General features: G+C 66.1%; 7 protein-coding genes and 1 tRNA gene. 2 read left to right on the top strand and 6 right to left on the bottom strand.

Annotated features, from left to right (window positions below; translation table 11 throughout):
• Window positions 1-312 precede the first annotated feature (312 nt).
• The 6 genes from HUA75_RS06455 to HUA75_RS06430 all read right to left on the bottom strand — a co-directional run bounded on the left by HUA75_RS06455 (window position 313) and on the right by HUA75_RS06430 (window position 7,543).
• Entirely contained in the window at window positions 313-1,791 is a 1,479-nt protein-coding gene (locus tag HUA75_RS06455) for an ELWxxDGT repeat protein (RefSeq protein WP_174485806.1), read from the bottom strand.
• Window positions 1,792-2,091: 300 nt separating this feature from the next.
• Window positions 2,092-2,994 carry a hypothetical protein gene (locus tag HUA75_RS06450; RefSeq protein WP_174485805.1) on the bottom strand — a complete coding sequence of 301 codons (903 nt, stop codon included), beginning with the start codon at window positions 2,992-2,994 and terminating at the stop codon, window positions 2,092-2,094.
• Between the two features lie 40 nt (window positions 2,995-3,034).
• Window positions 3,035-3,901, bottom strand: a complete 867-nt coding sequence (locus HUA75_RS06445; protein WP_141646551.1) for a DUF6345 domain-containing protein — start codon at window positions 3,899-3,901, stop codon at window positions 3,035-3,037.
• A 179-nt stretch (window positions 3,902-4,080) separates the two neighbouring features.
• The gene (locus tag HUA75_RS06440; protein ID WP_174485804.1) at window positions 4,081-4,923 is read right to left on the bottom strand and encodes a hypothetical protein; all 843 of its coding nucleotides are present in this window, start codon (window positions 4,921-4,923) and stop codon (window positions 4,081-4,083) included.
• A 153-nt stretch (window positions 4,924-5,076) separates the two neighbouring features.
• Complete coding sequence (locus HUA75_RS06435) at window positions 5,077-7,194, bottom strand: P-loop NTPase fold protein (RefSeq protein ID WP_217445913.1); 2,118 nt, start codon at window positions 7,192-7,194, stop codon at window positions 5,077-5,079.
• Between the two features lie 276 nt (window positions 7,195-7,470).
• Window positions 7,471-7,543, bottom strand: a tRNA-Gly gene (locus HUA75_RS06430).
• A 733-nt stretch (window positions 7,544-8,276) separates the two neighbouring features.
• Between HUA75_RS06430 and HUA75_RS06425 the strand changes: the two genes are divergently transcribed.
• Together HUA75_RS06425 and HUA75_RS06420 are read left to right on the top strand one after the other, a co-directional pair.
• The gene (locus HUA75_RS06425) at window positions 8,277-10,358 is read left to right on the top strand and encodes a M36 family metallopeptidase (protein ID WP_174485802.1); all 2,082 of its coding nucleotides are present in this window, start codon (window positions 8,277-8,279) and stop codon (window positions 10,356-10,358) included.
• Between the two features lie 151 nt (window positions 10,359-10,509).
• On the top strand, window positions 10,510-11,973 hold the full coding sequence (locus HUA75_RS06420; protein WP_174485801.1) for a cytochrome-c peroxidase: 1,464 nt from the start codon (window positions 10,510-10,512) through the stop codon (window positions 11,971-11,973).
• The last annotated feature ends 89 nt before the right edge of the window (window positions 11,974-12,062 follow it).

Here is a 12,062-nt window from a genome sequence, read left to right as displayed (position 1 = left end):
GGACTCTGGCATCCAGGGCTGGGGGCTGCGCGCGGGACTGAGTGTTCTCGCGCGCGGCCCAGGGTCTGCTACCCGGTGAAGGAGTGAATCCAGAGCGAGTCTCGCTTTGAGTGAAAGCCCTTGCGGGTCCGTGGGATTCTCGCCGTGAGGACGTCTGGATTCGCGCACGGATGCCTTACGCATTCCGCGGAACCGAGACACAGTCTGTTTTCAGGAGCGTGACAGACCGTCGATGGAACCACCGGCCCCGAGCTTCACGTGTACGCCCACGTCCCCGAAGCCGATGGATGAGAACGCGCCACGGGAGCCGCCTCACTGGCTGGATTTGCACTGCCCATGGGGCCGGAAGCGCAGGGCCCACAGCTCGGGGCCGGTGGTTCCATCGTCGGCCACGAAGAAAACATCCCAGCCGGAGCGCACGAAGGAGCGCGGGGCCGAGGAAGCCCCGCCTGGCGCGATGTCGTGGAGCCGCCGCGTTCCCTTCGCGGTGCCATCACTCAGCCAGACCTCACGGCCATTTCCGGAGGTCTCCGCGCTGAAGAAGAGCGTTCCTTCAATGGCCTTCAGCTCCCGAGGAGAGGCACCCCCTGGCCCGGGCTCGAGGTCCTTCACCAGGAAGGTTCCCGCCACGGTGCCATCGCTCGTCCACAGCTCGCGGCCGGTCTGTCCGTCATTGGCGGAGAAGTAGACCCGTCCGCCCATCGCCTCCAGGTCCGACAAGCCCGAGCCCAGCAAGCCCGGACGAAGGTCCACCACCTGCCGCGTGCCTCCCGGTGTCCCGTCGCTCACCCACAACTCGGTCCCGGAGCGGGGATCCTCGGGGGGCGCGAAGGTGTCTTCACCCTCCGTGGCGGCCCTGAAGAAGAGCCGTTTGCGCACCGCGGTCAGCTCGGTGGGGTAGACCTCGAAGGAGCGAAGAGTCGTCGGCACTCCTGGAATCGGAGTCCCATCCGTCACCATCAAGCCGCCGATCACATCCTCCTCGAACGAGAAAAACAGGCGATGGTCGCCCACCGGAACGAGGGCGCGGAAGAAGAGATCCTCGACGAGGTAGAGGACGAAGGTGAAACCGCCGGGCATCCCGTCGGTCTTCCACAGGAGGGAGTCGACGGAGTCGGCGGCGACGAAGAAGAGTTCATCGCCCATCGGGACCAGGCGTGGGCTACTGCTGATGGGCTTCAGGGCGAAATCCCCGAAGAGAAGGGTGCCAGGCCCGGTGCCGTCACTCCGCCACAGCGTGCGCAGGCCGTCCGCCTGCCTCGCGGAGAAGTAGAGCCTGTTCTTGAAGACGGCCAGGTCCTCTGGGCTCGAGCTCGCGGCGCCGGGGAGCACGTCCGCCACCATCCACGTGCCCTTCGCCGTGCCGTTGCTGCGCCACAGCTCGCGGCCATGCACGCCATCATCGGCGGAGAAGTAGAGCACCCCGTCCCACAGGGTGAGGAAACGAGGCTCCGAGCCCGCTCCGCCCGGGAGGATGTCCTTCACCAGGACCGTCTTCTGGCGCTCGCCACTGCTGCGCCACAGCTCGCGGCCGGTGTTTCCGTCATTGGCGGTGAAGAAGAGCATCCCCGGTCCGTGCACCAGCTCGCGTGGCTCCGAGCCCGGCGCGCCAGGGGCGATGTCCTTCACCCGGCGCGCGGTGGAACCGCAGGGCTCCCAGGAAGTTCCAGCTTCGGACACGAGCTCCTCGGGCGGCGTCTCGCCCTCATCAGGGGGCGGCGCGGCACATCCCGGGAGGGCGCCAGAAGCCAGCGCCCCCACGAGCGTCAGGAGATACCCGTGTGTCTTCATCGATCAGCTCCGTCTGGACCGGAAGGCTTTTCCGGCAGGAGCCAACGTTGGTACTCCCGAGTGACCTCAACCACTTGCTCGCGGGTGCTGGCGAGATATGTGCGTGCGACACTTCCCTGCCACCCGTGATGATGACTTCGAGGCGTCGGGGGCATTCGCGCAATCACAGATGCGGCGTACTCCAAGAGGGTTTCGGCGGCGCTCAATTCCTCTCGAGGGCACCAGGCCGCCCCCGTCCGCGGGTCCGTTGCCCGCCTCCGGCACCCCTGGCCGGAGGCGGCGGTGCCGGGAAGCGCGCGACTACGGGACCGCGTTCACATCCACATCAATCACACGCGGCTCCTCGGTGTGCGTCTCCGTGGCGACGGAGGCCAGCGCGGCGCCCACCTGGAGCGTCAGCGCCCAGCTCCCGTCGGTGAGTCGGTTCGGCACGTACTTCCAGAAAAGCCTCACCCGCCCCGTCGTCAGCTCCTCGGCCACGAGAGCCTCGGTGGCCTTCCGCTCGATTTCGGCCGTGCTCAGCCGGGTCCGCAGGAGGTGGCCTTCACGGGCCAGCGCGGGCCAGGAGATGAGTGCTCGCTGGAAGCTGCCATCCACGCCGTGCGTCACCACCGCGCGGTGGCCCTGCACACGGATGCCATTGATGGCTCGCAGCACGAACGTCTTGTGCCGGTGGAGCTCCGCGGGCTCGTAGGTGCCCACGTCCTCGCTCTGGAGGAAGGACGCCACCTGGCGGACGTCTCCCACTTCCGTGGTGGGAATGCCCCAGCGCTGCAGCCGGGCCAGGGCGTTGCGCTGCAAGACAGCGGGCTCCAGCCTCGTCGCGGGCCCGCTCTCCACCTTGTTCAGCACCAGGGCACGGCCCGAGGCACCATCCCGCTCGAGCTTCCAGTTCGCGGACTCCAGTTCAAGACGAGTGCCCAGCTCGCTCGCCACGGTGAAGGGCTCCGTCGTGCCAATCAGCCCCCGCTGGAGAATCGCGTCGTTGAAGGCGTTGGCCGGCAGCAACTGGGTGGGCAGCCCACCGGACGGAGGCGTCGCGATGCCGGTGGTGTCGAATTCAAAGCTGACGGCGGTCGCTGCCCTTGCGACCTGCGCGGACTGAGTGTCGGGGCGCTCCTCCGCCAGGGGTGTCACGCTGTCGCAGCCCAGCATCGCGGTGAGCGGAAGGACGGCCAGGTATCGGATGATTTGGGTCTTCATGGTTTCGGTGTCCAGGGGAAGGTGTGGAAGAACGATGCGTTCAGGGCAGCTTGCGACCGTTGTCCGGGTTGCAGCCGCTCACGTAGAAGTAGGTGGAGCCCGTCTTGCTGCCGGTGTTCTTGCGGTCTCTCCACCCGCCCGCCTCGTACATGCTCTTGCGCTTCGCCTTGGTGTCGCCGAAGACGATGGACACGGGGCAGTCGTCATAGATGAGCCCCCAGTCGTAGGCCTCATCAATCCAGTTCTCGCCCACGCCATCCATCATCGAGTTCGCCGTGTAGTCCTCCAGGTAGCCCTTCACGAAGTTGCCGCACGAGGAGTCTCCGTGAAAGGCATTCCAGACACTGAAGCCGCTGGTGGCCGTCACGAGCTGCTGGCGGTAGCCCCCCTTCTCCCAGACCTCGATGTTGCCGGACTGGCACGCCTTGATGACGGCGATGTCCAGCTTCCCGTTCCCCAACCGCATGTGCTCATTCGTTCGCGCCGAGCACGAAGGGTCATTGCTGCCCATGACGAGTGAGCTGCGCGGCGTCGACACACTGTGGCTGCCGTGCGTGTGGACGAAGAGGACATCCGCGTCGTCCACGCCGGCGTTGATGGCGGCGTCGTTGGACTCACCCACCGCGCCCTTGGCCGGGTCCGTCCAGAGGTCCCGCGCCGCGTTGGAGTTATTGTGCGTGCGCACGTCCGACCAGAGGCCAAGGCTCCTGAGCCAGTTGAAGTAATTCGCGAACGTCGCCGCCGTCTGGGTGTGGACGGAGTGCGACGAGCCCGAGCACTGCGAGGCTCCGCCGAAGTTGGCGATGCCGTAGACGTGAGTCTCATTCGCCAGCGCCGCCGCCGGCAGGAGCAGGGCTCCCGCGAGCGCGCTGCTCAGCCACTGCTTGGTTTGCGTCCGGAGTTTCATAGTCCAGGTCCCCCTAGAAGTCGGTGTGCCGGAATGGCACGCCATGGCCGGGAGGGAGCGTGCCGAGCTCCCTGTTTTCAGCCTCGGACCCAGAACGAAGGCATTTTGAAATCTTCCCGGGCGCCCCGACGAATACGTGAAGATTCCGCTGCGGGCGCCCTCCGCTGCGACCACGGCGCCTACTGGTGGTCTCGATAGCGCTCGATGGGAAACGGGAACCGCAGCTCCGTCAGCAACTCGCGCGTGACCGCGCCAATTCCGACCCCTGCCAGACTGCCTGGCGTGTAGTGCCCCGAGTCATTGTCCCAGTAGACCAGGAAGCCGTCGGCGAACCTGGCCGTGCCGGCGAAGAGCACCGGTTTCTCGGACTTCGTCGGCCTGTTGCTCGGCTTGTCCTTCGTGGAGATGGCCGAGTGCCCCTCCGCGTGGTTCGGATTCGCCACCGTGCCGCCCATGACGGCCTCTGGACTGCTCTTCACGGCTCTCTTCCAGAGATACGACAGCGGGACGACGAACGGATAATCGCCGTCCGCTTTCACCCTTTTGTCCTGACCGTCCCAGACCCAGAACCGACGCTCCTCTGTCTGTATCATCTCGGTGACATCCACCTCCTCCGCCACGATTCGCGCAGGGGACGCGAGCTCCCGGGTCTGAAGCAGATTGATCATACAGGGGTAGATAGGGATGCCGTTCTGGATGAACGTGCAGATCGCGACCAGGTCTCGCACCAGGCTCACATTCTGCTTCGACAGCCCACTCGAGACCTTGAACGCCTGCGTATTCGTGACGGTATTCAGGAGACCACCAAAGGTCTCCAGTAGCTTCTTCTGCTGCGCTTCCGAGTACGGAACCCCGTCGTTGAGCCCGATGCGACTCTTCGCCTTGAGCGCCATGCCTCTGAGGCTGTCGGGGGAGAATCTGGCGTCACCCACCCTTTCGGGAGGATGAGGAGCATCCAGTTGCGCCTTGATCTCGCGGATCGCGATGAGCATCCCATCTTGCAAAGCCCCATTGATGTCCATGACACCTCTCCCTTTATCGAAATCCCTGACACTCAAAGAACCGTAGACGTCGACATGGACCGTGGCACGTCGCTGGGCGCACATCCAGGTGCCAAACGCCGTGTCTCCAGCGAGCACGGCGGAATCTCCGCCGCCCTGGGCCGTCGATTGCGCTCAGAGTTGATTCAGGCTGAACGCTGCCCAGACGATTCGTTCTGGTTCGTCGCCGAGGAGTTCATTCCTCAGGAATACGGGCCCTTTCGTGGAGGTCAGCTCGGTGACGATGTCATCCAGGGCGCTTCGGAGTGACTCCGGGAGAATCTCCCGCAGACTCGAGAGGAGCAAACGGCTGGTTTCATTGTCTCGATTCTGTCTCGACGTATCCGCGGGAACACAGATGGCGAGGAGGTCTGGCAGGGTCCAGGCGCTTGAAGGGGTGGCGATATTCTCTTCCAGCCAGCGCTGGACGTCCTCACGTCCTCCCAGTTCACTCCAGCAGAACAGCACGCCCATGGACCCGTCGGCCACCTCGAGCGGGACCGCCAGCAACCGTGCGAGCCGTTGGGGAGCATAGACGCGCAGCGCGGGATTAATGACCTCCTCCAGCCCCGCGGGCTGGCCTTGCTCGGACGCAAGCGCGCCGGGCGTGGCCCTTTGTGCGTGATGGTGCCAGGCGGAGTACAGGAGGTAGTCCCTGTCATCGACTGAGGCGAGGTCCGCGAGCAATGTCCGCGCGGACTCGCGGTCCAACTTCGCCAGAAGAGAGGCTCCCAGCAGATAGCGTTGCGCCCCCTTCTTCATCCGATGCGGTGGCATGGATTGAATCCTGGCGCTGACGAGTGCCAACAATCGTGCGCAGTTCCCCGGCGAGAGCCCGTCCGCGTGCTGAAGGAGACGGGAAATCGTCAGGTCGAAGTCCGCGTCAAGGAGCGCCTTGATCGCCGCCATCGCGTCCGCGTTCCGAGGCGTACCCAGGTTGCTGGCATGCGTTCGGAGCTTCTCGTCCGAGAATGCCTCCGGGGGGATGCCGAAGTAGAAGTAGCGGTCGAAACACTCCCTGCTCGCGATGCGCCGGGTTGCGGCGGCGTGGCGCTCGACGATGCTCGTATCGAGGCCGATGACCTGCGGGAAGAGGTGAGCAAGGACGCGACCGACCTCGACCGATTCTCTCGGCTCGCACAGCCGGTGTCCGACGAGAAAGGTCGCCGCGTCGGGTGTCGCGGTGGCGGAGTACGTGTGCTCGAACAGCTCCTCCTTGAGGTGATAGAGCCCGCGAACGACCAAGGGATGGTAGGTCCGTAGATAGGTCGCGCCGATGAAGTCGGCGAAGTCGACTTCCCCGGTGACCAGCGGCAGGTAGGAGCGAAGCTGCGCGAAGAATCGCTTGATGCTGCGAGGCTCCGTCAGCCTGCGAAGGACCTGACTGTCGAACAGGCGCTTCACGCGATCCGTGGCCTCGGCGCTCATCCGGGGCGGAGCCAGGGCGCGCAGGGACTCGTCAATCATCGTCCGGGCCTGCCGCTGGTGGACGATGGGAAGGTCGAGCCGGACCTGGACGATCTTCTCCAGGTAGGCCAGCGCGCGCTCCGCATTGCCGCGCGCGAGCTCGGTCTCCTGGAGCACCGAGAGAAGGGTGGCCTCGTCATAGGCGAGCAGGTAGCAGATGTTCGGAAGCCTCCCGAGCAGTCGGATGAGCTTGAACACCATCAGGAGCTCACTCGGCATGAGGCGGTCGACGTCGTCGAGCACCACCAGCGTCGGACGCGCCCGCTCACGGAGCGCCGTCTCAAGCCGAGCACGCAGCTCCGTGACGGAGCGCTGGGGAGCTATCAGCTTCGCCGCGCTCTCGGCGAGCTTGCCGGGATTGATGCCAATCCACTCCATCAGCGGCGAGTCGGTCACCGCGCCGCCGAACGAGAGCAACTTGCTGGCATACGACTGAAACGTCTCAAAGGCCGTCTGGTTCTCGAAGTCGTACAACACCTTCGCAATCTCATCGAAGAAGGCGAAGGCGAGCGTCTGGACGCCGGAGAATTCCCAGGGATTGAAGTGAACGACGGTCCACGGGCTCTTGGGTGCCTGGAGTTGCTTCGTGACAACCCTCAGCACGGAGGACTTGCCACTGCCCCAGGGCCCCATCAGGGCCAGCACGGAGCTGGACTGTTCCGACTGGACCCGCGAGAGGACCTGGACCACCTGTCGTGCGAACTGAGTTCGCGCCAACAAGTCTTCACTTTCACTCTCGATGGGGTCGTCGGAGAAGTGTCGCGGTGGAGAGGAGCGCTCGGACATGAGGCGCATCGTCCGCCGCGACCGCGCCCCATTCAACGACATGCCGAGTGGGTCTGGGACAAGGCAGGCCTTCCGGCCCCCTCGCTGCGCTCCCAGTGAGGCCGAGCCAGGCTGGCCGCCCACCAGCGCCGCGCCATGCCGCCGGCCTCATCTCGGGTCCGTTGAGTCCTCACCCCTTCGTGGGCAAAGCCGCGGTTCGCGCCCCCGTCCCGAGGCCTGGAAACACGAAGGCCGGTAGTCCCGAGTTTCCTCAAGAACTACCGGCCTTTATGCGTGAGCGGCGGAAGGGATTCGAACCCTCGACCCCGAGCTTGGGAAGCTCGTGCTCTACCAACTGAGCTACCACCGCGAACCAACGGGCCGGATGTACCGCAGGCCCCAGCGAGCGTCAAGGACGTTGCCAGCGCCCTCCCCCACGACGTCCACGAGGCGTCGCCAGGGGGCCCGGACAGGGACTCAGGGCTCCCAGGAGGACGTGACGAGCCCCTCCCCTGACCTCCTCCCCACCCGCACCCGCGGCATGACCGGGCCCAAGGCACCCGCCGGCTCGGAAGGCGAGGGAGCCCACGTCCCGCCCCCAGACGCAGGCAACGTCGCCGCATCTCCGAACGACTCCGATAACGCCATTCAGATACACATGAATCCAAACAACCAAGACAGCGCGACTCCAACGGAGCCCCCAAGTCTCGTCCCGGAACGCCGTACCGGCGAGCCGAGAAGTTCGGCTCCGGCTGTTCATGCCAGCCAGGGTCCGCATGCACCCGTGAAACTGACACAGCCCGCCATGAACTCACTTCTGGCACCCGGCTGGTAGGAATCACCCAAGACCCACCGGAATGAAACGCCTCTCATCCCAGAGAAAGTCTCGCTCGCGGCGCCCCCCACTCCGAGCCTCCAGAAGCCCTCCTCTGGAGGTCATCCCGCACCCGCGCACAGGGGTCCACGCGGCCCTATCACAACTACATTTAAATCATATTTTTCGTATATTTCGGATCATTTGCATTATACGGAGAATACGTGTTTCATCGCACGCCCAGTACCGCCCCGCAACGGGCGGCTGACCCGCAGCGCAGGAGCACGACATGTCCGTAGGTGCATACCGAAGGCGGCTGTTCCAGGCGGTGGTTTTCACGGCGACCCTCACGGGGTCCACGGCGCTGGCAGTGGCGCCGGAGTCCCACGAAGGCGAGCGGAACTTCGATGCCCGCGCCGCCTACAATGCGCAGGCGCGGTTCGGCTTCTCGACGGCCCAGAAGGCGCACGTCGCGGCGCTGCGCCAGGGCATCCCGGATCTGCTGGTGGAAGTGGACGAGACGAACGGCCTGGTCCGCTCGCTCACCAACCCCGTGGGCGCGCTCTCCGGCCCCAGCAGCGGTGACCCGATGGCCATCGCGCTGGACTTCGTCCAGAAGCACCACGAGGCGCTCGGCCTGGGACTCAATGACCTGGCGAACCTCGAAGTCACCGACCGCGTCTTCTCGGAGGTCAGCGGCGCCACGCACCTGCACCTGCGCCAGACGTTCAAGGGCCTGCCCGTCTACAACGCGCAGCTGCAGATCAACATCGGCAAGGACGGCAGCGTCCTGGGCGTCCACAGCGACTTCCTGCCCTCCATCGAGAACGCCATCGCTGGCGTGGAGCCGCGCCTGAGCGCTGGCGAGGCCGTCGCGGGCCTGGCCCGGCATCTGGGTGTGCGCCTGCCGACCGCCCCTCGTTCGCTGAAGCCCGAGTCCGGTGTGAAGCGCCGCACGGGCGTGGAAGTGGACGGCCTGTCGCGCGAGCCCATCGTCGCGGAGCTGGCCGTGCTGCCCATGCGCCGTGGCGAGGCGCGGCTGGTGTGGCACTTCCAGGTCTACACCCTGGACTCGCAGCACGACTACGACGTGACGGTGGACGCCGGCACGGGCGAGGTGTTGACGCGCTTTGATTGGGTGGCCGCGGATTCCTACAAGGTCTATCCGGTGCCCGTGGAGAGCCCCAATCACACCACGCCGCTGCCCCCCTCGGACGGCCGTGTGACGGTGTCCAACCCCGCCAACACCACGGCTTCACCCTACGGCTGGCATGACACCAACGGGGTCGCTGGCGCGGAGTACACGACGACGCGCGGCAACAACGTCCACGCGTACGAGGACCGCGACGCCAACAACGCCCCGCCCGCGACCCAGCCCGCTTGCGGCGCGGCGCTCAACTGCGTCTTCACCATCAACCTCGCGGGCGCCCCGTCCACGTACATCTCGGCGGCCGTCACCAACCTGTTCTACTGGAACAACATCATCCACGACGTGCAGTACCAGTACGGCTTCAACGAAGTGGCCGGCAACTTCCAGCAGAACAACTACGGCCGCGGCGGCGCGGGCAACGACTACGTCCAGGCCGAGGCGCAGGACGGCGGCGGCACCAACAACGCCAACTTCTCCACGCCCGCGGACGGCAGCCGCCCGCGCATGCAGATGTACGTCTGGACGGCACCGACCCCGGACAAGGACGGCGACCTGGACAGCGGCATCATCGTCCACGAGTTCGGCCATGGCATCTCCAACCGCCTCGTCGGTGGCCCCAGCAATGTGTCGTGCCTCAGCAACCGTCAGCAGCCGGGCGAGGGCATCAGCGACTTCCTCTCGCTGTTCTACACGGCGCGCGTCGGCGACACGGCGAACAAGGTTCGGGGCGTGGGCACCTACGCGCTGAACCAGCCCACCACCGGCAACGGCATCCGCACGCAGCCGTACACGCTGAACTCCACGCTCAACACCTGGACGTACGCGAGCATCAACGGCATGGCCGTTCCGCACGGCGTGGGCTCCGTCTTCGCCCAGGCGATGTGGGAGGCCTACTGGGCCCTGGTGACGCAGTGGGGCTTCGACGCCAACCTGTACAACGCCAATGGCAACGCCGGTAACCAGCGCATGATGCTGTACTTCACGGAGGGCCTGAAGCGCACGGCCTGCAGCCCCACCTTCACCCAGGTGCGTGACGGCATCATCAACGCGGCCACCACCCTGCACGGTGGCGAGGACGTGTGCCGGCTGTGGAAGGCGTTCGCCGCCTACGGCCTGGGCTTCAACGCGGTCTCCGGAGGCTCGACCAGCACCACGCCGACCAACGGCTTCACGCTGCCCTCCACCTGCCCCGCGGCCCTCGACGGTGAGACGCGCCTGTAATTCCTGACACACCGACGCACCGGACCGGGGGCTTCTCTCACGAGGAGCCCCCGGTTTGTTTTTGTGCGCGGCGACGGACGACAACAACCGGGTGACACTTGCGAATGTCACCGGTGTTTCGTGGGAAGCCCCACACCCCGGAGACATTCCCATGGTTCCCACGCGCCTTGTCGCGTGTCTCGCCGGTGCCTTCGCACTCGGCGGACTGACGCATTGCACCCCGGCGGCCCCGGAGCAGGACGAAGTCGACGGCGAGGTGAATCCCATCTCCCAGACGGCCGAGGCCCAGGCCGCCCTGCACCACGACCCCCGCGGAAAGAAGCTGTTCAGCGAGGCCTTCCCGAACACCAATGGGCGCTCTTGCGCCACCTGCCATGTCTTCGAGGACAGCACGGCCCTGCGGCCCGAGAACGTCCAGGCCCGTCTCGCCTCGAATCCAACGGACCCGCTGTTCAACCGCATCGATGCGGATGACCCGAACGCGGCGGTCCCCACGTACGAACATCTGAAGAGAGGGCTTGTCCGCGTCGTCCTTCCCCTGCCCGCCAACATGGACGTCATCGACGCCCAGGGACACATCGTCACCCCCGCCGACCGGAAGATTGCCGTCTGGAGAGGCGTGCCGAGCATCCAGGACATCGCCATCTCCGGCCCCTTCTTCCAACTGGACGGCCGCGAGTCGAACCTGGAGGACCAGGCCCAGGCCGCCATCACCAGCCACAGCGAGGGAGCCGCCGTGCCGCACGCCCAGCTGCGCCAGGTGGCGGACTTCCAACGCGGAGAGTTCACGTCGGCCCGCGCGCGGTTCGTCGCCGACTTGAGCAACGCGGGGGTTCCGCTCGCTCGGATTCCCCTCCCCGAGGACTTCATGTGGCTCACGCCCGAGGAGCGACGGGGGCGAGAGGTCTTCAAGGTCGGCTGCGAGCCCTGCCATGGCGGTGCGACGCTGAGCCGGATTTCAACCCCGGCGATGCGAGAGGTCGCCTCCCAGTTCCCGGTGACGAAGGCCGATGGCAACGTGTTGTTCACCCATGTCCCCGGCGTGGGGCCCGTGCCCGTTCAGGGCCAGCGCTCGACGCCAGACATCCTGAACATCGGGTTCTCGGGCTTCTCCTACCTGGGACAGATTGGCCAGTTCCCCACGCTGTACAACGCGAGCATCGAGCTGCCGCGCTACCGGTTCCGCTTCTATACGGACGGCACGCGCCAGCAGCAGGTGACGGACCTTCCGCCCAACCCCGTGACGGCCAGCGGAGAGCCGTATGACCCGATTCCGGCGGTGGACGAGAACGGAGCGCCCATCGTCGGGCCCAACCTCTTCCCGCAGTGGTTCTCCACGGACCCTGGCCGGGCGCTCGTCACCGGCAACCCCCTGGACTTCGAGGCCTTCGACATCCCCACGCTGCGCGGCGTCGCGCGAACGGCGCCCTACTATCACGACAACAGCCTCGAGAATCTCGAGGACGTCGTCGACATCTACAGCCAGTTCGTCCTGGCCTTCACGGCGCCCCTGAACCTGCCGCCCGTTCATCCACCGGAGACTCCAGGCGGGCTCCCCGAGTCCCTCAGCCCCGCGCAGAAACAGGACCTGCTCCGCTTCCTCCAGCGACTCTGAAGTCCGGCCGCGACGCGGTGAACCCGGGCGAGGGGCGCGGCACGATGCGCGTGTGCCGCGTCCCCCGGCGTCGACGTGAGGTCAGGCCC

The organism is Myxococcus sp. CA040A (assembly GCF_013336725.1).
Taxonomy (GTDB): Bacteria; Myxococcota; Myxococcia; order Myxococcales; family Myxococcaceae; genus Myxococcus; species Myxococcus llanfairpwllgwyngyllgogerychwyrndrobwllllantysiliogogogochensis.
Note: the sequence above shows the minus strand (reverse complement) of the source record. Positions and strands in the feature narration are given on the sequence as shown.

What these genes read in the sequence shown, in the direction of transcription:
- HUA75_RS06455 (WP_174485806.1), bottom strand. Translation starts at nt 1,791, where the DNA reads ATGAAGACACACGGGTATCTCCTGACGCTCGTGGGGGCGCTGGCTTCT.
- HUA75_RS06450 (WP_174485805.1), bottom strand. Translation starts at nt 2,994, where the DNA reads ATGAAGACCCAAATCATCCGATACCTGGCCGTCCTTCCGCTCACCGCG.
- HUA75_RS06445 (WP_141646551.1), bottom strand. Translation starts at nt 3,901, where the DNA reads ATGAAACTCCGGACGCAAACCAAGCAGTGGCTGAGCAGCGCGCTCGCG.
- HUA75_RS06440 (WP_174485804.1), bottom strand. Translation starts at nt 4,923, where the DNA reads ATGGACATCAATGGGGCTTTGCAAGATGGGATGCTCATCGCGATCCGC.
- HUA75_RS06435 (WP_217445913.1), bottom strand. Translation starts at nt 7,194, where the DNA reads ATGTCCGAGCGCTCCTCTCCACCGCGACACTTCTCCGACGACCCCATC.
- HUA75_RS06425 (WP_174485802.1), top strand. Translation starts at nt 8,277, where the DNA reads ATGTCCGTAGGTGCATACCGAAGGCGGCTGTTCCAGGCGGTGGTTTTC.
- HUA75_RS06420 (WP_174485801.1), top strand. Translation starts at nt 10,510, where the DNA reads ATGGTTCCCACGCGCCTTGTCGCGTGTCTCGCCGGTGCCTTCGCACTC.